Genomic DNA, 26,986 nt, shown 5'->3' on the forward strand with positions numbered 1-26,986 from the left:
GTCAGGCTTTCTGGGCCTGTTCGAAGGTGCTGATCAGGTTCGCTGCCCAGTGCAGGTCTCGTTCGGCGAGATAGCGCTTGGCAAAGTGATGGGGGCCGGAGCGAGACACGACCGCGTCGACGGTCCGTTGATCTTCGGGCGAGGACGCCGCGACGAGCGCGAGCGCCACTGGTCCCAGGCCGAGCTCAAACAGGCGATTGCCGGCGCGGGATTGCAGATAATAGTCGCGCTTGGGGAATGCTTCCGCGATCAGGCGCACCTGCGTGTCGTTCAGGCCGAACCGCCGATAAGTCTCGGTCTGGGTCGGCTCCAGCGCACGCGGGTTAGGCAAGAATATCCTGCTCGGGCAGGATTCGATGATTGCGGGAGCAATCTGGCTGTCAGCGATATCGGCGAGCGACTGGGTTGCGAAGATGACGGCTACGTTCTTCTTGCGCAGCGTCTTCAGCCATTCGCGAATGCGGCTTGCGAACAACGGGTCGTCCAGAAACACCCAGGCCTCATCCAGCACCAGCAGCGTCGGCCTGCCGTCAAAGCGGTCTTCGAGGGTGTGGAAGAGATAGGTCAGAACCGGCGCCACGAGGCCCGGCAACGCCATCAACTCTTCCATTTCGAAGGTCAGCACGTCTGCGCCGGAAAGGCGGTCGGCGTCCGCGTCCAGAAAGCGGCCGTACGGCCCCTCCAGCGTGTAGGGCTGTAGCGCCTGCCGGAGCGCGTCTCGGGCAAGCAGTGCCACGAGCCCGGTCATCGTCCGCTGCGAGACGGGCGCAGAGCCGAGGCTCTTCAGCGCCGACCAGAGCGTCTCCTTGACTTCAGGCGTTACGGTCACTTGCTCATGGGCGAGCACGCCGCACAGCCAATCGAGCGCCCAGAGTCTCGCGCCCTCCTCCGCGACATCCTTGAGCGGCTGAAACGCGATGCCGCCCTTGGCGCCCAGTTCGTACCAGGCCCCCGACAATGCGAGCGTGGTGACCCGTGCCGACCGCCCCTTGTCAAAGGTGATCAACTGGGCATTCGGATAGCGTCGGAATTGAAGGGCGAGCATCGAGAGCAGGACCGACTTGCCCGCCCCCGTTGGACCGACAATGATGGTATGCCCGACGTCGCCGGCGTGAAGCGACAAGCGAAACGGGGTGGCCCCCTTGGTCTTGGCTATCAGAAGCGGCGGTCCATCAAGGTGCTCGCACCGCTCCGGTCCGGCCCATACCGCCGACAATGGGCACATATGGGCAAGGTTCAGCGTGTGAACGATCGGCTGGCGGATGTTGGCATAGGCCTGGCCCGGCAGACCGCCAAGCCAGGCTTCGACCGCGTTGACGCTTTCGCGGATCGCCGTGAAGCCCCGGCTGTTGATCACCCGCTCGACCGCGCGGATCTTCTCGTCCGCTTGATGGGAATCCTCGTCGCTTACGGTGACGGTCGTTGTGATGTAGCCGAACGCAACCAGATCGTCGCCAAGCTCGGAGAGCGCCGCGTCGGCGTCGAGAGCCTTGTTGCTGGCGTCAGTATCGAGCAGCGCCGCCTGCTCGTTGAACATGACCTCCTTCAGGATCGCCGCAAGCGACTTCCGCTTGGCAAACCACTGCCGCCGGTAGCGCGACAGCGTCGCGTTGGCCTGCGTGCGATCAAGCGGAATGAACCGGGTGGCCCAGCGATAGGCGACGCCAAGCCGGTTCAACTCGTCCAGCAGGCCGGGAAAGGTGACGTGCGGAAACCCGAGAACGGTCAACGCGCGCAGGTGGCTCCGCCCAATCGCCGGGGACAATCCCCCGGTCAGAGGCTCATCGCTCAGGAAGCAATCAAGATAGGCTGGAATCTTGGGAACGACGACCGGATGTCGCTTGGTCGAGACGCAGCTATGAAGATAGGTGAGCGTCTCCGCATCGTTAAGGGGCCAGATCTCGGGCAAGACCGACGAGAGGAGATCGATCGTCCGATCGGTTTCCTGGATGAACCTCTGGAGATGTTCGCGATAGCCTTTCTCGTCGCTATCATATCTCTGTTGGGTGTCGATCTCGCCGTCGTTGGTGTCACCTTGCGCAGAAGTATTGATCGATTGCCCGGACCGAGTGCGTTGTTTTTTTCCGGTCACGCGATCCTTCGCCTTGGGGCGCTCGAGGAATAGACCCTCGAGGCGCGAGACCGTTTCCGCCGGCGGCAGGTACATCAACGTCAGATGCAGAACGCTTTCGAAATGCTGGCCGCCGGGACGCGACGGATCCTCCCAGGCGACACCGGCGGGCCCTTCGAAGGCGGCACGCCGCTCCTCGTCCACCAGCCAGGAGACCGGATCCGGGAATTCCGACCGCGGATACTCGGAGGCCGGGATGCGCGTGGCATCGAAGAAGAGAGCCCAACCTGAGCCAAACCGCTTCAGAACGTTATTGACGCGGGACACGACGCTCATCAACTCGGCTTCGGTCGCGCTATCGAGGTCCGGTCCGCGGTATCGGATCGTCCGTTGGAAGCTGCCATCCTTGTTGAGGATGACGCCCGGAGCGACAAGGCATGCCCAGGGCAGCCAATCCGCCAGCCGAAAGGCGTTACCGCGGAATTCTCTCAAGTTCAGCATGCGAGCCGGCCCTTATGCTTGGTGTGACGGATGGCGACTTCGACGAAGGCCGGGTCGCGCTTGGCGAGCCAAACGGCCGCGCTGTGGCCGATGACCCAGAGGACGAGGCCTGCGAGCCAAAGGCGCAGGCCGAGCGCCAGCACCGCCGAGAGGGTCCCAATCAGGATGGCGGCGGCACGCGGGGCGCCGCCGATCAGGATTGGCTCCGTCAACGAGCGGTGGAGCACGAGTTCAAAACCATCGGGGCGCATCAGATCAGTGCTCCGCCACCGAACGAGAAGAACGAGAGGAAGAAGGAACTTGCGGCGAAGGCGATCGAGAGGCCGAAGACGACCTGGACCATCTTGCGGAATCCACCGGATGTGTCGCCAAAGGCCAGCGATATGCCGGTCACCGTGATGATGATGACGGCGACGATCTTGGCGACCGGCCCCTGCACAGATTCCAGGACGCGCTCGAGCGGCGCTTCCCACGGCATGCCTGAACCTGCGGCGTGTGCCGCCGTGACGCTGAGGAGCACGCAAGCCGAGGCCACGCCGAGCTCGACCAGAGGCAGAGCGTTGATCGAACAGAATCCGCGAAGGCGGGAACGCACGTTTAGACGCAGACGAATGGGCATATTGCAGTCTCCTTGTGGTCAGGGCCGATGGGATGTGTTTGGAAGTCCGGGCGGGGTCTCGAGCAGATAGTCGCCTGCCGGATCGAGGCCCTTGAGCTCGGCGACGGTCTCAATGCGCCTTGCGGGACCCCGCCCCTTGATGAAGACGATCACGTCGATCGCCTCGGCAATCAGCCGACGCGGGACTGTAGCGACCGCTTCTTGGATCAGTTGCTCGATACGGTAGAGCGCGGCGCGCGCCGAGTTGGCATGGACCGTGGCGATTCCGCCGGGATGGCCGGTATTCCAGGCCTTCAACATGTCGAGGGCCTCGGCGCCTCTGACCTCACCGACGATGATGCGATCGGGCCGCAAGCGCAGCGTGGATCGGACAAGATCGGCAAGGCTCGCCACGCCCGGCTTGGTCCGGAGCGTCACGGCATCCTTTGCATCGCAGCGCAGCTCGCGGGTGTCTTCGATGATGACCACACGCTCTTCGAGGCCGGCGATTTCAGCAAGAAGCGCATTGGCAAGCGTCGTCTTGCCCGACCCGGTGCCGCCTGCGATCAGGACGCTGCGCGCCTCCGTCACTGCCGCCGTCAGCACCTTCGCCATGAGCGGCGAGGCGATCTGTGCCCTCACGTAGTCGGACAGCCGGAATGTTGTCGTTGCGGGCTTGCGGATGGCAAAGCAAGGCGCAAGCGAGACCGGCGGCAAGACGCCCTCAAAGCGTTCACCGGTTTCGGGCAGCTCTGCAGAGACGATCGGAGACGAACCGCTCGCCTCTGCCCGCACATGGCTGGCGACCAGCCGGATGATCCGCTCCGACTCCTGCGGCGTCAGGACAACGCCAGTATCTGCGCGGCCCGTCCCGTGCCGATCAAGCCAAAGCCTCCCATCGGGATTGACCATGACCTCGACGACATCAGGCTCTTCCAGCGCCAGAGCGATCGCCGGCCCCATCGCGGTCCGCAGCATACCCCGGCGACGTTCGCGGGTTTCTGGCGAGAGGAGATCAGACATTCCCGGCCTCCTCTCGCCCTGCCGGAGAATGCTCCGGCGGCTCACCCGTCGCGCTTTGCGCGCGGGATCCAGTATCGCTGGATTGCACAGCGCCCAGAGGGGCGCCCTCCTCGAGATTCCGCATAAAGAGATCCGGCTTCGAGGCGCTGACGCGATCCATGACATCAGCGACAAGCCGGCCACCGGAGGCGACGCGCTTGCCGACCTGGGCGACAAACATCTCAAACCGCTCGCGACCAAGCGCGCGCGCCGCGTCCTGGTCTTGCGACGGCAGTGGCGGGGTGATGGTCAGGTAGTACCGGATGAACAGCGCTATCGTCTCAGCGAGCACGCCAAGGTCGCGGTCGGTGCGTTCCAGCTGCCGGCTCATCCGGTCAAGCCTTCGGATCAGCGCCGCATCGCCGCTGGCGTCTCGCTCGGGATTGAGAAAGCGATCCAGCGCAGCATCGACGATGGCTGACTTATTGGCGCCGGGGCGCTTGGCGGCGAGCTCGAGCCGCTGCGCCACGCTTTCGGAGACGTAGGCCGACAGTTTCGGTTTCATCGGGATGCTCTTCAGAACGAGGGGAGAAGATCGTCGTCGTCGCGGGTGACGGCGTGGGCTCGACGCACGGCGCCGGACGCGTTTGCCGCTTGCTGCATCTGGCTGCGATCGGCGGCGACGTCGGACTCGTCATCGAGCAATCGCTCCTCGATGGCACGGACGTCGGTCGCAACTGGTGCGGCCTCGTCGAACAACGGCAATTGCTGCTTGAGACCACCCTCCTCGCCGCCCGTCTGCATCAGTTCGCGATATGGCAGGGTCGCAAGCCGAAGGTCGGTGGTGCGCAACTCGCCACGCCAATCGTCAAGGCGGGCTGGCGGCCGATCGGCATAGTCGCCGCCCACCAAGGATGGAGGACTGCGCAGACGACTGACGAAGTTTGCGTCCTCGTAGTGCCGCAGCTTCGTCGCCCGGACCGGCGCAAGGCCCGAGACCAGCACGATGGCCTGATCGGGCGGCAGTTGCATCACTTCGCCTGGCGTCAGCAAAGGACGCGCCGTCTCCTGACGGCTGACCATCACGTGGCCAAGCCAGGGAGCCAGCCGATGGCCCGCATAGTTGCGCTGTGCACGTAGTTCGGTTGCGGTGCCGAGCGCGTCCGAGATCCGTTTCGCGGTGCGCTCGTCATTGGCGGCAAAAGCAATGCGGACGTGACAATTGTCCAGGATCGCATTGTTCTCGCCATACGCCTTTGCGATCTGGTTGAGCGACTGAGCGATCAGATAGGCGCGGATGCCGTAGCCGGCCATGAAGGCGAGCGCGCTCTCGAAAAAGTCGAGCCGGCCGAGCGCAGGAAACTCGTCCAGCATCATCAGGAGCTGACGGTGCCTGCGGTCGCCTGCCTTGGTATTCAGCGTCTCGGTCAGCCGGCGGCCGATCTGGTTGAGGATCAGCCTGATCAGCGGCTTGGTCCGGCTGATGTCCGACGGCGGAACGACGAGGTAGAGCGTGACCGGCTTATCGGCACTCACGAGGTCGGCGATGCGCCAATCGCAGGATTCGGTGTTTCGGCTGACGACGGGATCGCGGTAGAGCCCAAGAAAGCTTACGGCGGTCGACAGAACGCCGGAGCGTTCGTTTTCGGACTTGTTGAGCAGTTCTCGTGCCGTCGCGGCGACGACGGGGTGTACCTTCGGCTCAGCCTCGGTCCCGAGGTGATTGGTTGCCAACATGATCCTGAGCGTCTTCTCAAAGGATTGAGCTGGATCGGCCAGGATCTCCGTGACGCGGGTCAGCGTCTTCTTTTCTTCGGCGTAAAGGACGTGAAGGATGACGCCGACCAGAAGCGAATGACTGGTCTTTTCCCAATGGGTTCGGCGCTCGAGCGCCCCTTCGGGGTCGACCAGGATATCGGCGATGTTCTGGACGTCGCGAACTTCGGCTGCGCCCTTGCGCACCTCGAGCAGCGGATTGTAGCGCGCGCTTCTGGAATCGGTTGGATTGAACAAAAGGCAGTGCGAGAACGTCGATCGCCAGCCGGAGGTCAGTTCCCAGTTTTCGCCCTTGATGTCGTGCACCACCGCGGACGAGGTCCACGACAGCAACGTAGGCAACACCAGCCCCACACCCTTGCCCGACCGGGTCGGCGCAAAGCACATCACATGCTCGGGTCCGTCGTGGCGCAGATAGTTGTTTTCAAGGCGACCTAGAAACACTCCCTTGGACGCGAACAGGCCGGCTGTCTTGATCTCCGTCAGCGTCGCCCATCGTGCCGAACCGTAGGTTGTCACCAACTGGCTTTGACGCGCGCGCCACACCGAATTGACGATCGCAAACATAGCGCCTGCAATGCCGCCGGCAGCGGCAATGGCGCCACCCTCCTCGAAGATCTCGGGCGCATAGGCCTCATAGGCGAACCACCATTCGAACAGCCGCCAAGGCAGATAGACGGGATGGCCCACTATCAGGAACCAGGGTTCACCCAGACGCTGCTGATAACCCAGAGCTGCGGCGGTCCATTGCGTTGCGCCCCAGGTCGACACAACGACGATGCCGAGCACGACGGCAATCTGGCCGACGTAGATTTTTGCTGGAAACATCTGCCTCGCCCCACTCACTCACCCCACGTGAGCGGCGCGATGAAAGGGGCCAATGCGCCCTGCGTTCAATCGAAATAAAAATCGCGCGCGGGAAGCAAGAGCAACGTCGAGCTGGCGTGCGAAGGCGAGAACGATCTCCGTCCAGCCACGGCGAGCATGATCAAGCAGCTCAACAAAAGGTGAGCGGCTGGCTCAAGCTGGACGACTCTTCATGCGGACTGGAGCGCGATACAGGCGGTGCGTGGAACGGAGGGGCGGAGCCGGACAAACTTCGCTACGGGCGCGGCTGGCAGGCCGATTCGCCTTCGAAATCAGGGTTAATTGCTTTTATACTCACTCCGCGGATTGAGTATAAACGCGCTGGACGGCGGGTTCCACACCCCTTATACTCAATCTGCAAACTGAGTATAATCTGGAACACGACCATGCCGCCCCCTTCCCTGGTTGCCCAGACGACCTATGCCGAACTTCTGGAGCGCACCGCGAGCGCCGCTTTCCAGGATGCCTTCGCGGACAACGGCTCGTTCACGGCCAAGAGCATCAACGGCCGCAAATATTGGTACTTCCAGACCGGCACTGGCGCCGAACGGTCCCAACGCTATGTCGGGCCCGAGACGCCGGAGCTTCTGGAGCGCATTGCCCACCACAAGGAGGCGCGCGAAGACGAGCGCGAGCGCCGGGCGCTTGTCTCCACGCTGGTCCGTTCATTCAGCTTCCCTCGTCCCATTCCGGAGAGCGGCGACGTCATCGCGGCGCTTGCCAAGGCAGGCGTGTTCCGCCTTCGTGGCGTGCTCGTCGGAACGATCGCCTACCAGACCTATGCCGCGATGCTTGGCGTTCGCCTCTCCGCCGGCTCGCTGCAGACCGGCGACGTGGACATCGCGCAGTTCAAGAATGTCTCGGTCGCGGTCGAGGATTCCACCCCGCCCGTTCTGGACGTGCTGAAGGAAGTCGACAGTTCCTTTCGGGCCGTGCCTCACGTATCCGATGGCCGGCGCGTGACGAGCTATGCCGCCAAGGGCGGCTTGCGCGTCGACTTTCTCACGCCCCACGAGGGCAAGGAGACTGCCCGCCCTCAGAAGCTGCCCGCCCTGAACACAGACGCCCAGCCGTTGCGCTTCCTGGACTTCCTGATCCGCGATCCCGAGCCCGCGGTCATCCTGCATGGCGCCGGCATCTACGTGCATGTGCCGGCGCCGGCGCGCTATGCCGTCCACAAGCTGATCATCTCCCGCAGGCGTCCGGAGGGGTTTGCAAAGCGCGACAAGGACCTGCAGCAGTCCGAGGCATTGCTCGCGGTCCTGGCAGAAAAGCGCCCTCATGAGCTGAAATCAGCCTGGGAGGAAGCTCACGGCCGTGGTCCCAAATGGCGTCAATTGATGATCGAAGCGCTTGCGTTGCTTTCGCCCGCCGTTCGGGACGCGGTGCTCAAGACCATTGGCGCGCCTCGCTCGATCATACCGGGCCTCGATCTTTCCTTCGACAATCCACCGGCCCGCTATGACTTCAGCCGCGACGTGGTGACGTTCCAGGGAAAGGAGCTCGGCGGCACCGTCAACTGTGCAGTCAGCCGCGAGGCGCTGGATGACCATTTTGGCGCCGACGGCCTTGGGCAAGAGGGACGGCTTCAAGCGTTCCTCAAGAACAGGTCAAGGATCGAGGAGATCGCTCGCGCCAAATATCTCGCCTCACCGGTCGACGAGCCCGGCGCCGTCCTGGTCAAGACATCCGACGTCGGGAATTTCCCGGCTCCGCGTACGCCCAAACGGAAGTAAATCTCTGGTCAAAGTCCAATCCCACGCTTGATGCCAATCGACCAGGATATGCCCTCGCCCCCAACCTGACCGGTGACCAATTGCCCGCGCGCGCGCTCCAGCACGGGCCGCCAGGGCACCAGGGCGAACTCATGGGACCGCTCGATCAAGGCGAACCGTCCGCTGTTCAGCGTCAGCATGCGCCGATAGACGCCGTCGATCTTGTCGCCGGCCTTGACGTCGAAAGATTCGAGGCCGGTGCGCGCCGATATATCAGCCGCGGTCCGCGCCAGCTCTCGTGCCTGGAGAGTCTCAAGCATGTTTCGCGCAAAACGCACCTGGCCACCTTCTTCCCGCGCCAGCCCCTGCTCGATCAGCCATTGCCGTCTTGCTCGCAACGCAGTCTCGACCTCCCCGCCGAAGCCGGCCGACGCGAATCCAGCTGCCTCCCTCCCAACAAGCTTGCGATCAAGCCAGGTTGCGCCCAGCGCCTGCGGCAGATCTTCAAGCCTTTGCCACGACAGCACCGCGACCCGGACCGGACTGCGCGATTGCTGAAGCTCCTCGTATCGAAGCGCGTGGTCCAGATAGTCCCGCCCGACATTCCAACTGCCATCGGCAAGACGGCTTGCCATCCCTTCGCGTCGCATCGCTTCCAGACGGCGGACGTGGGCTCCGACAAATTCGCCCGACGCTTGCGGATCGAATTCCCGATGCAGACGGTCGCTGTAGACGCCGCCATGGCGGGCGGCGATCTCTGCGATCGTGCGATCGATCGCGCGCGGCTCAGGGGCGCGCGACCTGAGCTCCACGATCGTGTTCCGGGTGGGAGACTCACCATTGGCGCCAAGCGCACCAATCTCGGCATAGTGCGTCCGCCCGTCCACCCCATCGATCACGACATAGCGGCGCTCCGTCAGTTCGTCGGCAAACCCCTCGCCAACGACCCGCCCGACCAGACGGCGAGCGCCTCCCTGCGGATCGAAGATCGTGTAGTCGCCGGCCGCCCGCGTAATTCCCGCCGCGGCCATCTCGCGGTGCATGGTCTTGATGATGTCGCCACGTTCCCCCATGCGTCGGAGCTTTGGCTCGAACTCAGGATCGATCCTCCAACGCCCCGGTTCAGTCCCTTCTGCCAATCCCATGCGCTCCAAGGTTCGCAGCCGTCCGATCCGTGCCGTTTGCCAGGCAGGCTCCCGTCCAGACAGCGCCCCCAGTTCAAGAACTCCGCCCGGTGCATCCCGCAGGATATTTCGGTCGAGCCGCGTCAACCGCTCGGCAGTGATCTCTTGCTGAAGCTTGCGCGCAACCTCGATCTCTGTTTCCGGGCCGAGTTCTCGCGTCATCAGTTCCGCCGCCCGCGACCGAAACCCATGCGCGATGTAGTCACGCGCGATGACGAGGTCTTTTCCCTGGTCATCCTGACCTCGCAAGACGATGTGGGTATGGGGATGGCCGGTGTTGAAATGATCGGCAGCGACCCAGTCGAGCCTGGTGCCGAGATCCTGCTCCATCTGCTGCATGAGGTCGCGGACGAACGGCTTCAGGTCTGCGAGCTCAACGCTGTCCTCAGGCGCCACGATAAATCGGAACTGGTGGCGATCGCCGGCACTTCGTTCCGTGAAGTCCTTGCCGTCGGCGCGGTCATTGCTGGCGTCGTATAGCTCTCCTGGCTCGCCTTCCCGTGTGACGCCGTCGCGCTGGACATACCGAAGGTGGGCTCGCACGGCACCTAGATCGCCCGACTTGATCCTGACGATCCGGGCCTTGATGACAACACGGCGTTGCCCCCGGCTTCGTCCGCGACCTGCCAGCACCGCACCTTGCGCCCGGCCGCGGCCGATACGGCCGCCGGTAAACGACGAACCTGCCCCCGCACTGGCGCCGGCCTTGGCCGCTTCCTGACGGACGCGTCGAAGATAGCTGCTCGCCCTACCGGCTCTGCGGTTGCCGATCCGTCCGAGCTTGGCTTCGAATTCGTCGTCGATCTCTCGCATGGCACGCATCCGGCATCTGAATGAGCGAGCGATATGTGTGGCCTACGAGCGCTCGCCAAGACGCAGACGTGATTGCGCAAGATCACCATTGCATTAGGTCGAACCTGGTGACAGCAAGGACCCAGGCAGCGCCAAATCTTGGATGTGCAGACAACGGCTTAGGCGCTCCGTAGCGCCAGTGCTTTTATCTTGCCCTCTTAATCGGTCGTCTGATCTGCTTCATCTCGCGCATTCTGGCTTCCTCTCTCTGCTGCGACAAGGTCCTTGCATCGACGCCACGCAGCGTCACGACGAGCGAGAGTCCGGGTGCGCCGTGCACTCTTGCGCGCTCATCGACGGCACAGAATCGCTGCAGCGAGGCAGCGCGGACGCCGTCGCGGCGCATCTTTCCATCGGTGTGACGGAGCCACATCACAGGCAATCCCGCGTGGTCCAATCGCGCCGTGAGGGGCGTAGCCACAGGCAAGATAACGTGCGTTCCGTCGTCGTGGATCTGCACCAGGTCTCATCCGCTGATCGCGGAGCTCCGTGTTCAAACCGTTGTGTTCATCACCTCGATCGACCTCTCAAAATGCACCTTGGGACCTCATGCGTGAGCCCCGAGCAGCTTGCGTTCCTTGGCGGCCGCACGCGCGTTGACGTCGGCCTGGGGCGCGTCCGGATCGCCGCAGTAGAACGTGCCATCGACCCACATCGCATGCATGATCACGGCGAGTTTGCGCGCCACCGCCACCGTTGCCTTGCGATGGGAGGCACGTTTGGCCAGCGCCAGCCCCCAGCTTTTGACCTTGTCCTTCTTCTTGTAGCGGGTCAGAAGCGCGCTCGCCGCCTCGTACAAGGCGCGCCGCACATCGGCTTCCAGAGCGCCGCGCGCGCATTGAGCATGGCGTCGATCAGCTCAGAGACCAGCGCATCGTGAGCCACCGCGTCGCGCACAGCTTGCGCAAAACCGCCCCGCCCGACCCGGTTCAGGCGGATGCCAAACGCCTTCAGCGAGTGCCGGACCGCGTTCTCCAGGTCCAGAAACTTGCGCTTCAGATTGCGCCGATGCGTCAACAACAACCGCAGCCGGTAGCACGGTTCGCTCTTGATATGCGCCTTGCGGAACCAGCCGGTGCGCATCAAATGCGCGATGCCGAGCGCATCGGTTTTGTCGGTCTTGTTGCGCTGCGCCTTCAACGCCGCGCGGACATGAAGGGTCTCCAGGCACACCGCCGGCAGGCCCAGTTTGAGCAGCTCCGGATGCAGCCATGGCGACAACGATCCGGCCTCATGGCCGACCCGCCGCAAGCGGCCAAGATAGGGTTTGAGCGCCGCCTTGATCGCGTTCGGATCGGTGACCGCGGTGGTCTGAAGCACCACCTCGCCCTTGTCGTCGACGACGCAAATCGCGCTCTCGTCCATGCCGACATCCAGTCCACAGAACCATTCCATCGCACGCCTCCCGCGTTGCTGAGGCGGCGCAGTGTGCGGGTTATTCAGCCGGCCAGCCACGTCAGCAGCCGCAAATCCGGGCGCAGGCCGATTACGGGCGGCCCTCCCGCCTGCTTCCGCTCGTGGTCTCCCGGTCGCTGATTCCCAGGGCCCAACTTCCAAGCCAACAGCCTATCGGTGCTTGCGGCGATTTGCGACAAATTGCAGTTCGGGTCATTGCGGTAGGTCCTTCAATAGCGCCTAGCCGAGCACGTCGGCTAGTGGCCGATTCATTGCCACAGAGCCGCCGCGACTTGGCAGTTGACTTGTGAAGCCCCAATGTTTGCGAGCGTTTGCGATAGCGATCGTTACCCGAAGGGCCGAGACACCCGTAGGGTGGCTCGGTGAGGAGCGAAGCGACGAGTAGAGCGCGGGCCGAAGGCATCGCCCGTATGCCGTCAGCCGGATCCCAAGCAAACCTAGACGTCGAACGGCTTGGTAAAGAAGCTCAGCACGGCTATTGCGATCAGATAGATGCTCGATAGCGACTGAAATCCAGCGACCATTCGTGGCCATCCAGTCGCATAAAACGCAAACTCGCGACGCTGCAGATAGCCGATCCAGGTGCCGAGATTGATCTCCCTGAACCCTATCCGAACCGCTGAGAAAAAGCTGAAGAGCAGCGCCAGATAAGCAAGCCGCAGCTCAGACCGAAGCCGGCTGAGCGACACGGATGCCGTGCGCGGGTATTGGATTGGAAGCCGAGCGACCGAGGAAATCGCCCACGGATCGTATTTGGCCAGTGCCCTTTTCGGGGGGCGCGATCGATTGATGAAGATCGCATTTGCGCTCAAACGCGAAGCAAATCTGAGTACCAACCAATAGTAGATCGACGACGCGATCAGGATCGCTCCGAGGATCGAAAAGGGGCGTCCGAGATTCGACCCGTACCCGGACGTGAGATCGAAGAAAAATCGCCTAATGGAAGTCGCGATACGCACACCATCAAGGGATGGATGCTCCCGTATCGCGGCCCCGTCGATGCTACGGTTGATCGCTGCAATGATCGATTTCCCGGCCGTAATAAACCCGTTTGAGCGCAGATCGCTCTTCAGTTTGAAGAGCGCCGAAGGATTGCCGACGAACCGAACACGGTCGAGATAGACCACTCTGGCGATCTGCTCGGAAGGGGGCAATTGAGCCGGCTCGAACACGAACTGGTCGAGGTTGGTCCTCCCCAGATTGGCGTCAGTGAGGTTGCACTGATAGCATATGGCCTGGCTGAGATTGGCCTGAAGCAGCAGGGTAAGTTGAAGATTTGTGTGTTCCAGCCTCGTCGCACGCAAGTCGGCGCTATCCAGATTTGCACCGTGCAAATTTGCGAAAGCGAGGTCGGCCCCGCTGAGAGAGGCAAAGCGCAAATTTGCTTCCTCCAGGTCCTGTCCGTCAAGCTTGGCATTGGACAAATTGACCTTTGCGGCCACAGCTTCTTCCAGTGCCTGCTTGATCGACGTTGCACTGGAGGAGCTATAGAGCTCGTGGCCGTAGACGTCACGAATGGAAATTTTATTTTGTTGCGCACTGCTCTGCGGTGCCGTTAGCCCCAACAATATGAGAGCGACCACTATGTTGGCCAAGCCTCGAAGGCTAAAGGTAATCATGCGTCCCCTCCCCCTGAAGAAAATTCCTCGCAGGCAAGGGTAAGTGCGGTGACCGGCAAGTTCAATCAAACAGCGAGCTTGCCCCCGGCCGGTCACCTTTCCGTTTTTTTGCGCAACTCCCGTTCTCAGAGGTCGGGATTCCACGTCCAGATTGGCCTCGCGACGCCCAGGAGATCGCACCTGAGAACCGGCCCGAAATAGCGGGAGTCGAACGAATGCGGGTGCGGCTGGAGCAGGAAGAATTCCCCATCGATCAGCCTCATGCAGCCCTCCCAGGACGGGAGCGGCCGTCCATCCCGATCCTTGTCGAGCACCTCCGCAACGACCTTTCCGTTGATCGAAATCGCGTCGATTGGCGCCTTGGCGCGGCAGATTTCGTCGCCGCCGGCGGCTGCAACCTGCTTCAAGAGCGGCACCGGCACCGGCAGCACGCGATGCGCCGCGATCAGAAGCTCGATCGCGGGCGACGGGCTATATACCGCAAGCTCGCCACGCCCGGGCAGCCGCTGCTCGAGATAGTAGAAGCCGAGCGGCGCGCTGCCTGAGGCATTGTAGATCACCAGAGGAATTCCAGCCGCCGACGACATCAGAGTCGCGATGGTGCTGGCGCACATGGTGGACAGGATGGCAACCTGACGGCCCAGCCTTGAACGATCAAACCGCATCGGAGGTCGACCTCCGCTTGTTCGCCTGCGACCACTCGACGAGGTCTTCGATGTGATACCGGACATAGCGTCCGTGCTTGCGATAAACGGGGCCTCGTCCATGCACCCGCATCTTCTCCAGTGTGTTCTTGGTGAGCCTGAGCCAGGTGGCGGCCTCAACCGTGTTGAGGAACGGCTTTTCCGGCCCATCGTCAGTCGTTTTCGTCATAGTCGAACGCTCCTTCGGAGCACCTCGCACAACCAGGAGGTGCCAAAAGAAGCGTCGTCAGATTACGAGGCGTTTTGGTAGTGGCGAAGATATTCGGCCTTGTTTCGCCATCCGGCACAAGCCAAGCTCGTCAAGCGAGCGAAGAGAAAGCCGTTTCAGCCGAGGAGATCGCGATAGCCGCCTTTCATCAATTCGGTTCCCTTGGCGACCAAGCGGCGGGTGCGGTCCTTCAAAAATTGACTAGAAACCTGCCATTCCTCAGCAACTTTTTTCTCTCCGAAGATCGTTATCGCGATCTGACGATAGGTTTTCCCGATCAGGCTCTCGTCGAGCGCGATCAGCGCGTGATGGAGACGCTGGTCTGTGGCCGATTTTTGAATCCCTCTAAGGTCCGGCTTGGTAAAGCGCTCAAGACGTCTTAAGAGCTCGGACTGCGTTTCAAGATCAGAGAGATTGTGTAACTCGAAGACCGGGGTGAACCGTGCGGTCAGCACGGAAAGCCCCTGAATTTTGACGGCGACGTATGTACCCCGCCCCTTGATCATCACCAGCGGCACTCCCTCGGCATCGATCACCGCCTTTCGCTCGACCTTGAAGTCCGCGAGCGACAGAGAGGCCTCATCAAGGTCGTCCTCGCGATTCCTCGCGGAGAGCTGGATCACCCTCTTCAGGGCATCCGCATGCCAGAACGCCGGCGCCCGTTGCGCGCACAGAGCGGGATCGGCAAAGGCATGAAGCCCCCATTTCTCCGCGCGAGGAAAACGCCGGCGAAGCCGCAACAGCCGCGTTCCGTCGCTCAACGTCACATAGGGCAAGTGCCGAGGGACTGAGCTTCGCCACTCCGCGACGTAGTCGGGATTCCGGCGCAAGAACTCCCACGCCCAGTCGCATGCATCATAGCCCGCTGGATCGAGTGATAGCGCGTCATCGCGCCCGCGGTGACGCGGCGTGTTGAGACAATTGTTCAGGCGTTCCCCCAGTTCTGAGCGCTTTCAACCTTAGATCGTTTCGGCAAATTGGGGCAAGAGAACGGCCCCCGCGAGCGCTGCTCGCGGGGGCCGGCCAGGGTCAGTCCGCCGGGTTCCAGATCAGGGCGAAGACGCTGTCGTCGTCCTGGCCGGCGGCACGGCCGAGGTTGGCGTAGAGCTTGCGGGGACCGAATTCAGGCGCTGCGAGCGACAGGCTCACATAGTCCTTCCGGCTATTCTCGCCGCGGCGGATCCAGCCTGCCCCGATCTCGACGCCCTGGGTCAGGACGCGGAAGTCCGGGTGGGTGTCGGCGGTCTTGTCGCGGTTGGGGACGATGTCGATGTCGGCTCGGATGGAGACGGTGCGGAGCTGGCCCTTGTAGCTGCCGTTATCGTTCTTGGTGACGTATCCGATCGCGGTCATGGTCTTTATCCTTCTGTGTTCGCGAGGAGCCGATCCCCTCGCGATGGCGAGACCGTGATGGGAAGCGAAACGCCCACGAACCCGCGCTCTCGCGGGGCGTAGCGCATGCGGAGCACCTGAGCCGATGGCTTTTTTGGAGCGAAGCGGCCGCGAGGAGCCGGACTTGTCCGGCGGGGAAAAAAGTCATCGGCGAGGGTTTTGGCAGGCGGAGCGCTTCCCATAGGTCTCTACGCCATGCGCAGGGAGATCGGGCCCGCTAGCACTGAAGGATAACAGTCGACCCGATTGTCGGTATGCGCCGGGACGATGGCACTGAGGCCAGCTCCAGACCGTCTCCATCCGCGCCGACATCGACATTGTCCCCAACCGCGACAAGACCGCGGAGACCTGCTCTTCCGCGTCATGTCGCGGGTCATCGCGATTGGGGCGGGCCAAACCCGCCGCGGCGAGAACAGCCGGAAGGACTATGTGAGCCTCTGCCGAAAGCGTTCGCATTCGGTCCCCGCAAGCTCTACGCCAACTTCGGCCGTGCCCGCCATCCAGAACGACGGCTGAGTGTTGGTCTAGATTTGGCCCGCGCTGACTGATTCCAACCGGCACTCGCAAAAGGCGCTTGCGAAACCGTCTCACGGTGCTTTCTCCGAGGCTCCGTTGATTGGAGCGATCAGTTAAACCCTTCACTTGGGATTGGCGCTTCCAGGAATTGCCGTTGCAGCGACCGGGCGACGTTGAAGCGCCCTCGTCGGTCTGGGCGTTGTCGTCTCGATCGGAGCCGAACGACTCGGAGGCGCGCGATTAGGTCGCCTCACTGTCAATCCTTCAAAACGGTGTTACACTTTTTTCTGTGCATACCGATTCCCGGTTTGCATCGACTGAGGATTGACGGAGGGCTTATGGCTAAGAAAGCGAAGAAGGCAAAGAAGACCGTTGCGAAGAAGGCGAAGAAGGCAGCCAAGAAAAAGAAGTAGGTCTTCGCGCGAAGAGCCGCCTTCGTTTCTGCCAAAAGCGCCCTCCGGGGCATCTCCGAGTGGACTTACCACTTGGTGGACTTGTCGCCAGATTGACCTCGCGGCGATGGCTGGAATGAAAGGTGTCGTTTAAGCCGGATCGTAGACGCGCCGGGCGCGATACGGTCCGGCTTTCGCGTTTTTGACCTTAGGGTTTTGCTCGATACGTATAGAACGGCGCCTCGACGGAATGTGGTTCAGAGCTTATTGGCAACGATCACGAGGCAAGACAACAGGGCGGCGGTGGACGTGAGCGCTGACACGCTCACGACGACCTGGGCGAGGCAGATGCGCCTGAGCTTGACCGCATGCGGTTCGGGAAATGCCTTGAACGGATCAACCATGGCCGGCTCCATGATGCGCTGCACGCGCTGCGCCTGGACCGACCAATAGGCTGAGTCGTCGCAATCGCTTTCGGCTAAATTTGCAGTTCGTCGGATTGACTCCAAGGCGACTCGGACGCCGAGAAACTCGGGCGCAAATTGCTCCTTTGCGCCCGAATCGAAGGCCTCAAGGGCCGGTAAACAAAGGGTTAACGATCTCGCAGGCGCTGGCCAGAGAGAGCGATTTTTCGCCGTCGTAATGCCCGATCGGGAAGGCCATGTAACGCGGCACGAAGGCCCCTTCCACCCGCTCCCTTCCCTCGCCGTTCAGGCAATCGCGGATAATCCGCTTCTGCACCTTGCCGGGCTCCGAAACGTTCGCATCGGCCACGGCTTTGCCCGCAAGCTCGGCGAGCAGTGCATTGATCGCCGTCCGGTCCTTGAGAAGGTCTAGGAAGGTGTCGTCCATCTTCCACCACTGTGCAACGTCGGGCTTGACGACCAAGCCGGCGGCTTCGACCAGCGGCGATCCCGCCGCAAGGCTCTCGGCCATCACGAGCGCGATAACCCGCAGCACCGCCTCGTCGTTCAGGGTCAGCAATTGTGCGAAGATCGTGGCCGCCGCGAAGGCATCGCCATTGCCGCGCGTGACCGAGCCGTAATAGCTTTTTTCGAGGTGCAGCAATTGCAGCACAGCGAGCTGCTCGGCCTCGAATGCGGCCTGCGCGGGGCTTGCCGACACCGTCTCGGCGATCGCTTCCTTGTCGGCCCGCTGCGGCTCCGGCTTCACGCTCCAAAGCGGCGAGCCCACGATCATATGAGCCACGGCGAGCCGCAGCGCGACGCCGGGCTTGGCAAGTAGTTCGGCCCGGACGATGGCGTGCCGGTGCAGCGCCAGATAGTTCTCGGCCGCCTTGGTCAGTTCCGGCCTTGGGGCTTCCTTCTGGACGTCCTTCCCGTCGCGGGACGGGCGAATATCCTGTTCTGCGCGGTAGCCTTGATGGGTCTCCGAGACGCCATCGCCGCGCACCTCGATGAAGACTTCGCCCCCGTCATCAAGGTCTGCTTCGTCATATCGCCATGCCTGGAAGCGCGTGCCCTTTTCGAGCACCGTCACTTTCCACCCCTTCGCCACCAGTTCATCCTTGAGCCGGGCAATGGCGGCGTTCTGCAAGGCCCAGAACTGATCGAGATCGGCGAAATAGCTGACGTCTCCAAAAAGGTCAGCGATGAGATCGCCTTTATAGTCACCGAGCGGGAACAGCGCGGCCGACGTTGCGATCTGCTCGGCCCCAAACAGCCACTGCTTCAATTGATGGCCGCGCGGAGCGCTTTCGCCGTCATTGTCCAGATCATTTTCCACCTGAAAGGCCGTGACCCATTCCTTCTGCTGGCGCCGCGTGGCGGTGGCGAGCAGTTGCAAGTCCTCAGCTTCGATCCGACCCGCCCGATAGGCGTCCTTGATCGCGCCTTGTAGATTGGCGAGCGCAAGCCGCTGTTTGACGTAGCGGTCGGTCAGCCCGAATGTCTTGGCAATCTCGGCGACGCTTCGCCCTTGTTTGATGAGCTTTGCGAAAGCTTCGTATTCCTCAAGTTCATCCATTGGGGCGCGCGCGACATTTTCAATGAGCGATGCTTCCATGGCATCCACATCGCTACCGTCTGCGGCGACTGCGCAGGGCAACAGCACCTCGACGATCGGTATGCCTTGCTCTTCCGCTACCTTGATGGCTGCAAAATAGCGTCGCCGTCCGGCAATGATCTCGAACAGCTTGCCTTGAGGCCTGACCAGCAAAGGCTGGAGCACGCCGCGCGAGCGGATCGACGGCAGGATGTCCGAGACATCGGGGGCCTTGCGGGCGTGACGGACATTTACGGTTGCGATGGTGAGGTCGCTGAGAGCGATATTGCGCAGTTCCATGGCTCATGGTTCTTTCCAGTTGGGGGAAGGCTCAAATTTGGCGACGCGGAGCCTCATCGAAGGCCCTGGGATCGAGAGGCTTTGTAGGGTGGGCGGTAGCGGCGCGGCGGGATGCGCCGGGTGCTGCCGGAGCCGAGACGTCAGAGATCTGTCTCGGCCGGGGTTGATGACTCCCCTCGCTGTGGCGCGCACGCGAGCAGCAAGTCGGCAGCTTTCGAAGCTTTGCTGGCGGCGCGGAAGATGACGCGGTTGTCTTCGCGCAGGGTCTTGAGCCATGAGCCGAGATAGTCTGCATGGCGCACGGTCGGCCTGATCGAGAGCGCCGCGCAGACGAAAGCAGCGGTCAGTTCGGCCACCAGTTCCTCGTAGGCATAAGGCTTGGAGCCGAACCTGCCGGACTGATCGCGGTTCAACCGGCTGGGGTGGCCGGTCCAATGTCCGAGTTCGTGAAACAGGGTGCGATAGTAGTTGATCTGCTCGAAGAAGGCCGGCTGAGGCGGAATGTGAACCGTATCGCGCGAAGGAAGATAGAAGGCCTCGGCACCGCCGATCCGGATGTCGGCATGGGTCGCAGCGGCCAATGCCTCCGCCTGTGGCACAATCTCCCGCTCGGGCAAGGGTGGTGCGGTCGTCAGCAGTTGGTCAGGCAGGCCGTCGCATTGATCGATGTTGAACACAGTATAGCGGCGGAGGAACGGAACGGCCGCTTCCTCCTTTTCAACCGAGGTAGTTCCGCTGCCGTCGCGGCCAGGTTCGCGTTTCGGGATGAAGCGGTCCGCGTAGCACACGGTAACACCGTGCTCGCCTTTGCGCACAGCACCACCAAGGCTTGAGGCCTGCCGGAAGGTGAGCCAGCGCTGCGAAGCAAATCCGCACTCGAAGAGCCTCCCCCACAGGATCAGGACATTGATGCCGGAATAGGTTTTGCTGGTAGCGGCATTCTTTGGCAGGGCGAAATGATCGCTCCCTCCACACGTGCCCCAGGGTCGCGCCCATGGGAAGATGCCAGCCTCAAGCTCAGCGATCAGCTGAGACGTGATTTCCTCGTAAAGGCTGGCTTTCTGCTTCGTCGACGAATGGCGTTCTGATTTTCGGTGCATGACGATCCCCTTCGCTCCTCTTCCGCGCCCTGCCCCCGGAAGGCGGGGTGGGCGGCGAAGAGCGACCGGAAAGCCCCGAACGCGAGAGGCTGGCTGCACCGGTACGGCCGAAGCGGAGCGCAGGACCGCGTCATCGGCACAGTCGATCATGGACGTCTTTGAAGAGGCGCGGTTGCAGCCTGCCGGTTCGGGGCTATGCGGGAGCGCCGCCCACCCCGCCTTTTGGGGGCACCTATAAAAGCGCCGGCCGCATGCGGCCGGCTCCATAACGATCGTTGGCAGATAATCCTTCAAAGCTCGGGCGAATCGGACAGTCTCAACGGCAACTACTCGAAGATGATCCAGGCTTCACATTCGCCCCGAGAACGCAGATTGCGCCAGGGATCGAAGCCGGAGGCCGAGACTGCGCAGCAGGCTCGGTTCACGAGAGCCCGCCTCGCGAGCGGGATCGCTTGCGGGGGGCGCCTCCTAGGACAGCAATTGACGGATCCTCCGGATTATCACTGGATCATCCAGAGACACTGACCATTCCAGCAAGGCCTGCCCGACGGTCGTAGCAACGATACCATGATGAGCGACACGTTCGAACACGAGACAGCGGTCCGTTTCGAACCGCGCGACTGACAGATCTGACAAGATTCGGATATCGTAACCACGTCTTGCGCCTTCCAGGGCAGTAACCAGGATCTCCTCTTCAAGAAACGCGCCGCCCAAAAAGACATCCGTGATATTGGCCTGCGCCAACAGATCGATGAATTGAGTGTCTCGCCACAGCGCAAGCGTCTCGATGTCGAGACGCTTCGCTGCCCCGCTGAACCGGCCTGGCAATAATGTCTCTTCGTATTCGCCAATCACAACCCGAGGAACAGCCAGATATTCGCTGCCGACGGAAAGCTGAGCCATGCTCGCGGAGTGTCGAGAAGCGAAAGCGTCAGCGACACCAACTGGGAAGGCACGCGTCAAATTGACGAGGACAACGCAGCTGCGACGGGGATCGGCAAGCACGGCTCAAGCGTCCTTGGACTAGGGCAGCTCTTAGGCAGCCATTGGTTTCGCGTCGGTCATGCCGAGTATGGGTCCTTCCACGCCAGCCTGACGATACATTGCGTCGAGTGATTGGTCCGAAGCGTGCAGGAAACCGGCGAGAGCCATAGTCGTACCGAGCGCCTGCGGCTCGGTGATGCGCTGCAGCGGCCAACCTGCTCGCCGTAAGATCCGCTCCATCCTTGTATCAGTCACGGTGACGATCGACTGAGCGTTCTTCACACGCATGAATTCAATCATCGCGGCGAAGAGCATGAACGTTGCCCGATTGAGACCGTTGCGACCAAGCTCAACGGCTCGCGCCGTGTCGACGCAAAATCTGGAGCTTTCCAGTATGCGCTCGCTTTTAGGCGCCGAAGCGCCTCCAAGAAGCGCCGAAAACGTGTCGGCCAGCATGTTTGGTCCGGAGGTTGGCAAAAGCCGGACGCAGCCGACGACGTCTTCCTGAGCCGATATGATAAGAAGGTAGGTCGGGTTGAGGGCGTCGTAAATGTCGAGCTCGAAATCGCCAGAGACCGACACAGTCCAATCTAGTCGATCCTTGAAGACGCTGCGGCGCAGGCGAAACATCTTCGCCAGAAGATCGAGATTCTGACCCGCCTGGCGATTGTCGAAAGCAATGGCGTACATGGCGAACTCCATTTGAAGGGAGCACACCAGAGCAAAATGCGCAGCGTTCCGCGCCTGTTGCTTTTAACAGGTCGCATAGAAGCGTGGGGAAGTTTGAGCAATTCTTAGCAAACAGCCGTTGACACTTCCAAGACAGAAACTCGGAAGATAGGCAAATCCTGCGATTGGATGAATGACGCTTCTAGGACAGAAGGCCGCGGCGCATCGCTTGGGCGACGCAGTGAGCGATCGAGACGGCGTCGAGCTTGCGACGGGCGTTTTCCAAATGAAAAGCCACGGTCCGCGGCGTTACTCCAACGAGCACGGCAGTTTCGGCTATGGTCTTGCCTCGGGCGGCCCAGGCAAGGCATTGCCGCTCCCGCTGGCTCAAATCTGGAGCGCTCTCAATCGTTTCAGACCCATTGCGCAAGCGCTCGGCGAGATGCGTGTGAAAGTAGAGCCCGATCAGGTGTAGCGCGTTTCGAGAGCCGTCCAGGAGGCGTTCCGTCTGCATCTGAGGATCGTCGGTTGCCAGCGTGAACGCCGCCATTCGTCCAAAGCCGCCCCGAATCGGCACGGTGAGTCCAGACTTAATTCCGAAGGTAGTTGCCTCATCGAAGAACCTGCTCTCAGCCTTCGACTTAGGACGGATTGCCCCACCCGTTCCCCAGCTGAATGCTGCGTTCTCAGCATGCGCACGACGGACAACGGGATCCAGTTCCTGATATCTCAGGCCTAGGTATCGGCTGGTCCAGGATTTCGGATAAGAAGAGATGAGACGCGGAAGGCCGTCCGCCAAGCGCAGATAGGCAAACCAGCGAAACCCGAGACCGTTCGCGGTGCGCGTTGCGACACGCTCGAACTCATCGTCGTCCCTTGCTGTATTGAGGGCATCGACGAACTCTTGAAAGAGATTTTCTGTCCACTTCATGCGGGGCGTGCTTTGCGCGGTGCCGCAACCAGTCGGCTGACAGTTTCAATAATGTTCCTTCCGAACTGTCCAAGCCACCATCAGAGAGACCACGCCAATGGCGACCGACCACATCAGTTGAAACCTTTTTCCAGAGCGTCGGCGAACTCGAAGAGATCGACCGTTGCTCCAAATGAAGCGACGTTGTAGATCGGCGCATTTCGATCGGTGTTAATCGCGACGATCGTGTCGACGTGCTTCATGCCGTGGAGATGCTGGACCGCACCAGAGATGCCCAGTGCGATGTAGAGCTTGCAGTTTTGTGCGACTTTTCCTGACAGGCCAACCTGATGGGCCTTAGGTAACCAGCCGGAATCGGCGATCGGGCGTGAGCAACCAAACGTCGCACCCAACCTCTCCGCTAGCGCGCGGAAACGTTCGATGTTCTTCTCGTCCTGAATGCCTCGCCCAACTGCGAGAATGAACTCCGCCTTCGTAATATCCACGTCTGCTGGAGGCGGATCGATGTACTCGCCATGGGACGCGAGAACGGAAGCTATCGGGCTGAAGTCGACCTTCACCGTACGCACAGGCAGCATCTTCTCTACGGCCGAGGGCGGCTTCGCGCTTCCGCCTCGCACAAGGACCGTCGTCACGCAGTTGGCCGAGACATCCAGTCGCGTCTGCACCTTGTTGGCGTAACCACCCCTTGTAGCGGAGATATTGCCATTGTCGATGTCGAGGTTGAAGACGTCGCTCGCAAAACCGCCGCCCAGGCGCACGGCCAAAGCTGGGCCGAAGCCCATGCCATTGACGCTGTGGCCCATCATGATGAGCCGCGGCTTGAGCTCAAGCGCCAAACAAAGGGCCGCTTCCTCATAGATCGCCGGGTCGAAATGATCGCTCGCGGCGGGGACCGCCAGCACCTCATCGACACCGTCAAGGCTCAGTCCGGACTGAAACGGGATCGGGTCGGCGGTGACGATCGCGACGCGCAAGCGCCCGCCGAGCTGGCTCTTGGCATGAAGGGCAAAACCAATCACCTCGGCCGTTTGGGGGCTGAGTGTACCGCGCAGATGCTCCGCAATCACGAGAATGTCGTTCATCTCAAACCCCTCTCTTCTCGCGAATGATGGCGGCTACCCTGGTGGCAACGTCATTGGCGGAGCCGTCGATCATGGTCGCCTGGCCGACTGGCGGCCGTTCCATCCCGGCGACGAGACGACTGAACGCGTGGGGGTCGACGCTGGAGATCTGCGGCCCGCTCACCGTTTTGTTCCTCGCGTCCTTGATCATCCGCATGGTCGCGTAACGAGGCACATTGGCCCCCGCCTGGATCGAGAGCACGGCAGGCCATGGTATCTCCTGGCGGTGGCGCACTCCGCCCTCGAGCTCGCGCTCGATGTTCAGCCGTCCCTTGCCATCCCATTGCAACCCGACGACGACCGCCGCATGCGGCAAGCCAAGAATTCCGCCGATGGCGGCAGCCGTCGCGCCGTTCGCGAAATCACTGGACTGCACCCCCGTCAGGATGAGATCCGGCTTTTCCAGCGTTGCTACGCCCGAGAGCAGCGAGGCCACGGCGATGGGGTCAGAGGGTGACGCCTCGGCACGCCAGATCCTCACCCCGCGATGTGCGCCCTTGGCGAGCGCTTTACGCAAGGAGGGTTCGGCATCCTCGGTACCGATGGTCACTGCGACCACTTCTCCCTGTCCTGCCTGTTCGACGAGCTTCAATCCAGCCTCCAGGGCCGTCTCGTCAAATTCGTTAAGTTGGAATTCTAGATCGTCGGGCCGAACGTCAGTGCCGTCAGCGAGAAAGCCGAATTCATCTCCGAGCTTTCCGATGTGTTTGACCGCCACGAGGATCCTGAGCCCCTGCCGCGCAGGCCGATCATAGTCGGCCACCACGGCGGCCCGGATCGGCGTTATGGCCCAAGCACCGTTGGTGCCGGCCTGTTCCTGGCTCGGCGCCAGGGCATGCTCACGGACCGACGTTACCGCGACACCAGCGGAGGCTGCCGGCGCGGCGATTTGCAAGGAACCGCCGGCACCCGAAAGCGCCTCAATCAACTTGGGCACAACGCGCCCGGCCACTTTGTCGGCGAGGCTCTCGGCAATCCTATTGGCGAGATCCGGAAGATAGCCGGCGGGAATTGCCTTCAATTCAATCGCTTCGGCCACCAGCTCGGCGAGGTCCGCTACCACGAAGTCCTTTTCGTGGCCGCTCGCCTTTCGCGCATCCTCAAACATGGCAAGATCCTTTGGGCATGTGGTTACGAAGACGTCGATGTCGCCCAGAGATGCCGCCTCGTGCATTCGGTTATGAGACGGCTTTTCGACCCCAGGCGGATCGGGCGTCCAAATACGGCCACCGCCTGCTCCGCAACAGAATGAGTTGTCCCGCGACCGGGGCATCTCGATGAGTTCGCAGCCGATTGCCTTGAGCACCCGACGCGGCGCGTCGTACTCCTTGTTCAGGCGACCAAGATGGCAGGGATCGTGGTAGGTCACGCGCTTGCCAATCGGCCGGGTCACTTTCAGCCGTCCGCTTTCCAGCCAATCGGCGAGCACGTTGGTATAGTGGAGCACTTTGCGCCCCTTCACTGCAGCGCCATATTCATTACGCAGTGAGTTGAGCGAATGCGGATCCGTCGTCACCAGCCAGTCAAAACGACATCGGTCCATCTGTCCGGCGTTGTGAGCCGACAGCGACTCGAACAACCCTTCTTCGCCGACACGCCGCACGTCGTTGCCCGCTGTCCGCTCCCCCTCGAACATGATGCCGAAGTCGAGGCCACCAGCCCGAAACAGCCGAGCAACGAGACGCGATACCGCCTGCGAGCGCGGGTCAAAAGAGGCAAAGTCGCCGACGAACCATAAGGCTTCGACCGGCTCATTCCGTGCATCCTTGACTGGAAACTCCAATTCGCGGGTCCACGCACCACGTTTGCGGGCGGACTCACCAAAGCTGTTGCCGACATTTGCTACCGATTCGAGAACTCCGCGCAGAGTCGGGTCCATCTCGCCCTTATCGACGAGTGCGCGGCGCATCTTGACGATCTTGACCGGTTGTTCGATGCCAACGGGGCAGATCTCTGCACATGCGCCACAGGACAAACAGGCCCAGAGGGTCTCGGGCGCGATTACCTCATGGGGGTTGGCATCTCCGTCGCCTTTCTGTGCGAGGAGCCGCAGGTCCAGGATGAGATCTCTCGGACTAAGGGGAAAACCACTGTTGCGTGCCGGGCATACGTCGTGGCAGCGGCCGCATTTCGTACATGCATCGAAGTGCAGCATGTCACGCCAGGAGAAGTCATTGACTTTTGTGACGCCGACGGGGCCTTCGTCCGGAACTGCTGGAAGCCTGGCAACGCTCAAACGGTCCCGCACGGCGAGCGACCCAAAGGCCGCAACGATGTGTTTACCCTTGGTCCAGGCGACCCCGGCGATGAAAGCGAGCGCCAGCGCACCGTGGATCCACCAATTGACACGGCGAACAATGCCTGCTCCCCCATCAGTGAGCCCGAACGCGGTCAGCGCCTGCCCCAAAGCTGCTCCGATCGGCGACAAATCCGACAGCGCCGGCTTGTCGATGATCAGGCGTGCGGCTTCCTGGACAAAGCCCGATATCGCGATCAGCAGTAGAAGAATCAGGAAAACCCAGTCCTCAATGCGCCAGGCTACGGCTCGCGGGAGAGGCTTGGTGTCGCCACGATAACGGCGGACGTAATCAAGCTTTGCCAACTTGAACCACGCCCGCCTGCCGATCATCATCACTAGGCCGACGATAAGGAAGGCGCCCGCCACGTCCATCGCGAGGCTGAAGATCAGATAAAACCAGCCCTTCCAGAACGTCAGGCCGCTCATCGGCTTTACGATGTCGTGTTCGAGGGTAATGATTGAGGTACCGATGAACAGCGTCGCAAAACCAAAGAAGATCATCCTGTGCGCGGCGCCGGCATAGGGATCGCGTCTGCTGAGCGTTCGATGCGTGACAATGTCGTCAAACATCCGAAGCAGGCCGCCGCGCCAATCGACGGGAATACCCGCCGGTCGGCCACGGCGATAGCGCAGGATATGACGGACTAGCCCGACCAGGAACGCGGCGATTGCCGTCACCGCGATCAGATAGAACACGCCGATCGAGAACGACGTGAATTGCGAGAATATTTCGCGAGTTTGCATCGCGCTGAAATCCTAAAT

The 26,986-nt window shown here is 61.8% G+C and carries 21 protein-coding genes and 1 pseudogene; 1 reads left to right on the plus strand and 21 read right to left on the minus strand.

Annotated features, from left to right (window positions below):
• Position 1 precedes the first annotated feature (1 nt).
• From trbE to JQ617_RS24380, 6 genes are read right to left on the minus strand one after another with little or no spacing between them, the layout of a single operon-like run.
• A complete protein-coding gene (trbE, locus tag JQ617_RS24355) occupies positions 2-2,572 on the minus strand; it encodes a conjugal transfer protein TrbE (RefSeq protein WP_212028498.1) in 2,571 nt (856 codons plus the stop codon).
• Complete coding sequence (locus JQ617_RS24360; protein ID WP_171711385.1) at positions 2,566-2,823, minus strand: VirB3 family type IV secretion system protein; 258 nt, start codon at positions 2,821-2,823, stop codon at positions 2,566-2,568. The genes trbE and JQ617_RS24360 overlap by 7 nt, the downstream gene beginning before the upstream one ends.
• Entirely contained in the window at positions 2,823-3,191 is a 369-nt protein-coding gene (locus JQ617_RS24365; protein ID WP_249157449.1) for a TrbC/VirB2 family type IV secretion system protein, read from the minus strand. The genes JQ617_RS24360 and JQ617_RS24365 overlap by 1 nt, the downstream gene beginning before the upstream one ends.
• A gap of 18 nt (positions 3,192-3,209) precedes the next feature.
• Positions 3,210-4,193 (minus strand): P-type conjugative transfer ATPase TrbB, encoded by a 984-nt coding sequence (trbB, locus tag JQ617_RS24370; RefSeq protein ID WP_249157450.1) that lies wholly within the window; start codon positions 4,191-4,193, stop codon positions 3,210-3,212.
• The gene (locus JQ617_RS24375; RefSeq protein ID WP_212028499.1) at positions 4,186-4,737 is read right to left on the minus strand and encodes a CopG family transcriptional regulator; all 552 of its coding nucleotides are present in this window, start codon (positions 4,735-4,737) and stop codon (positions 4,186-4,188) included. The genes trbB and JQ617_RS24375 overlap by 8 nt, the downstream gene beginning before the upstream one ends.
• Positions 4,738-4,748: 11 nt before the next feature.
• Positions 4,749-6,776 (minus strand): conjugal transfer protein TraG, encoded by a 2,028-nt coding sequence (locus JQ617_RS24380; protein WP_212028500.1) that lies wholly within the window; start codon positions 6,774-6,776, stop codon positions 4,749-4,751.
• Between the two features lie 179 nt (positions 6,777-6,955).
• Between JQ617_RS24380 and JQ617_RS24385 the strand changes: the two genes are divergently transcribed.
• Entirely contained in the window at positions 6,956-8,551 is a 1,596-nt protein-coding gene (locus JQ617_RS24385) for a GSU2403 family nucleotidyltransferase fold protein (RefSeq protein ID WP_212028501.1), read from the plus strand.
• A gap of 8 nt (positions 8,552-8,559) precedes the next feature.
• Here the strand turns inward: JQ617_RS24385 and rlxS are convergent, their stop codons facing one another.
• The 15 genes and pseudogenes from rlxS to JQ617_RS24460 form a co-directional block, all read right to left on the minus strand.
• Positions 8,560-10,527 (minus strand): relaxase/mobilization nuclease RlxS, encoded by a 1,968-nt coding sequence (gene rlxS, locus JQ617_RS24390; RefSeq protein ID WP_212028502.1) that lies wholly within the window; start codon positions 10,525-10,527, stop codon positions 8,560-8,562.
• A gap of 586 nt (positions 10,528-11,113) precedes the next feature.
• Positions 11,114-11,961: pseudogene (locus tag JQ617_RS24395) on the minus strand (IS110 family transposase).
• Between the two features lie 458 nt (positions 11,962-12,419).
• Complete coding sequence (locus tag JQ617_RS24400) at positions 12,420-13,601, minus strand: pentapeptide repeat-containing protein (protein ID WP_212028503.1); 1,182 nt, start codon at positions 13,599-13,601, stop codon at positions 12,420-12,422.
• A 125-nt stretch (positions 13,602-13,726) separates the two neighbouring features.
• On the minus strand, positions 13,727-14,266 hold the full coding sequence (locus JQ617_RS24405) for a S26 family signal peptidase (RefSeq protein ID WP_212028504.1): 540 nt from the start codon (positions 14,264-14,266) through the stop codon (positions 13,727-13,729).
• Complete coding sequence (locus tag JQ617_RS24410; protein WP_212028505.1) at positions 14,256-14,474, minus strand: helix-turn-helix domain-containing protein; 219 nt, start codon at positions 14,472-14,474, stop codon at positions 14,256-14,258. Before JQ617_RS24410 ends, JQ617_RS24405 begins: the two co-directional genes overlap by 11 nt.
• A 155-nt stretch (positions 14,475-14,629) precedes the next feature.
• Entirely contained in the window at positions 14,630-15,454 is an 825-nt protein-coding gene (locus JQ617_RS24415) for a DUF2285 domain-containing protein (RefSeq protein ID WP_349630650.1), read from the minus strand.
• An 88-nt stretch (positions 15,455-15,542) separates the two neighbouring features.
• Positions 15,543-15,866, minus strand: coding sequence for a DUF736 domain-containing protein (locus JQ617_RS24420; protein WP_212028507.1), 324 nt, complete (start codon positions 15,864-15,866; stop codon positions 15,543-15,545).
• 1,204 nt (positions 15,867-17,070) lie between these two features.
• Complete coding sequence (locus tag JQ617_RS24425; RefSeq protein ID WP_212028508.1) at positions 17,071-17,217, minus strand: hypothetical protein; 147 nt, start codon at positions 17,215-17,217, stop codon at positions 17,071-17,073.
• Positions 17,218-17,383: 166 nt separating this feature from the next.
• Entirely contained in the window at positions 17,384-19,117 is a 1,734-nt protein-coding gene (locus JQ617_RS24430; protein WP_212028509.1) for a ParB/RepB/Spo0J family partition protein, read from the minus strand.
• 140 nt (positions 19,118-19,257) lie between these two features.
• Positions 19,258-20,217 (minus strand): ArdC family protein, encoded by a 960-nt coding sequence (locus tag JQ617_RS24435; RefSeq protein WP_212028510.1) that lies wholly within the window; start codon positions 20,215-20,217, stop codon positions 19,258-19,260.
• Positions 20,218-20,685: 468 nt separating this feature from the next.
• Complete coding sequence (locus JQ617_RS24440; RefSeq protein WP_212028511.1) at positions 20,686-21,120, minus strand: cysteine hydrolase family protein; 435 nt, start codon at positions 21,118-21,120, stop codon at positions 20,686-20,688.
• Between the two features lie 132 nt (positions 21,121-21,252).
• Complete coding sequence (locus JQ617_RS24445; RefSeq protein WP_212028512.1) at positions 21,253-21,891, minus strand: acyl-homoserine-lactone synthase; 639 nt, start codon at positions 21,889-21,891, stop codon at positions 21,253-21,255.
• A 181-nt stretch (positions 21,892-22,072) separates the two neighbouring features.
• Positions 22,073-22,801, minus strand: coding sequence for an autoinducer binding domain-containing protein (locus JQ617_RS24450; RefSeq protein ID WP_212028513.1), 729 nt, complete (start codon positions 22,799-22,801; stop codon positions 22,073-22,075).
• Between the two features lie 113 nt (positions 22,802-22,914).
• Positions 22,915-23,886, minus strand: coding sequence for an electron transfer flavoprotein subunit alpha/FixB family protein (locus JQ617_RS24455; protein ID WP_212028514.1), 972 nt, complete (start codon positions 23,884-23,886; stop codon positions 22,915-22,917).
• A 1-nt stretch (position 23,887) separates the two neighbouring features.
• Entirely contained in the window at positions 23,888-26,968 is a 3,081-nt protein-coding gene (locus tag JQ617_RS24460) for a heterodisulfide reductase-related iron-sulfur binding cluster (RefSeq protein ID WP_212028515.1), read from the minus strand.
• Between the last annotated feature and the right edge of the window lie 18 nt (positions 26,969-26,986).

It is taken from the genome of Bradyrhizobium sp. KB893862 SZCCT0404, assembly GCF_018130885.1.
Taxonomy (GTDB): domain Bacteria; phylum Pseudomonadota; class Alphaproteobacteria; order Rhizobiales; family Xanthobacteraceae; genus Bradyrhizobium; species Bradyrhizobium stylosanthis.

Coding starts and splice junctions, on each gene's coding strand:
- trbE (WP_212028498.1), bottom strand. CDS start 2,572: ATGCTGAACTTGAGAGAATTCCGCGGTAACGCCTTTCGGCTGGCGGAT.
- JQ617_RS24360 (WP_171711385.1), bottom strand. CDS start 2,823: ATGCGCCCCGATGGTTTTGAACTCGTGCTCCACCGCTCGTTGACGGAG.
- JQ617_RS24365 (WP_249157449.1), bottom strand. CDS start 3,191: ATGCCCATTCGTCTGCGTCTAAACGTGCGTTCCCGCCTTCGCGGATTC.
- trbB (WP_249157450.1), bottom strand. CDS start 4,193: ATGTCTGATCTCCTCTCGCCAGAAACCCGCGAACGTCGCCGGGGTATG.
- JQ617_RS24375 (WP_212028499.1), bottom strand. CDS start 4,737: ATGAAACCGAAACTGTCGGCCTACGTCTCCGAAAGCGTGGCGCAGCGG.
- JQ617_RS24380 (WP_212028500.1), bottom strand. CDS start 6,776: ATGTTTCCAGCAAAAATCTACGTCGGCCAGATTGCCGTCGTGCTCGGC.
- rlxS (WP_212028502.1), bottom strand. CDS start 10,527: ATGCGAGAGATCGACGACGAATTCGAAGCCAAGCTCGGACGGATCGGC.
- JQ617_RS24400 (WP_212028503.1), bottom strand. CDS start 13,601: ATGATTACCTTTAGCCTTCGAGGCTTGGCCAACATAGTGGTCGCTCTC.
- JQ617_RS24405 (WP_212028504.1), bottom strand. CDS start 14,266: ATGCGGTTTGATCGTTCAAGGCTGGGCCGTCAGGTTGCCATCCTGTCC.
- JQ617_RS24410 (WP_212028505.1), bottom strand. CDS start 14,474: ATGACGAAAACGACTGACGATGGGCCGGAAAAGCCGTTCCTCAACACG.
- JQ617_RS24420 (WP_212028507.1), bottom strand. CDS start 15,866: ATGACCGCGATCGGATACGTCACCAAGAACGATAACGGCAGCTACAAG.
- JQ617_RS24425 (WP_212028508.1), bottom strand. CDS start 17,217: ATGGTTGATCCGTTCAAGGCATTTCCCGAACCGCATGCGGTCAAGCTC.
- JQ617_RS24430 (WP_212028509.1), bottom strand. CDS start 19,117: ATGGAACTGCGCAATATCGCTCTCAGCGACCTCACCATCGCAACCGTA.
- JQ617_RS24435 (WP_212028510.1), bottom strand. CDS start 20,217: ATGCACCGAAAATCAGAACGCCATTCGTCGACGAAGCAGAAAGCCAGC.
- JQ617_RS24440 (WP_212028511.1), bottom strand. CDS start 21,120: ATGGCTCAGCTTTCCGTCGGCAGCGAATATCTGGCTGTTCCTCGGGTT.
- JQ617_RS24445 (WP_212028512.1), bottom strand. CDS start 21,891: ATGTACGCCATTGCTTTCGACAATCGCCAGGCGGGTCAGAATCTCGAT.
- JQ617_RS24450 (WP_212028513.1), bottom strand. CDS start 22,801: ATGAAGTGGACAGAAAATCTCTTTCAAGAGTTCGTCGATGCCCTCAAT.
- JQ617_RS24455 (WP_212028514.1), bottom strand. CDS start 23,886: ATGAACGACATTCTCGTGATTGCGGAGCATCTGCGCGGTACACTCAGC.
- JQ617_RS24460 (WP_212028515.1), bottom strand. CDS start 26,968: ATGCAAACTCGCGAAATATTCTCGCAATTCACGTCGTTCTCGATCGGC.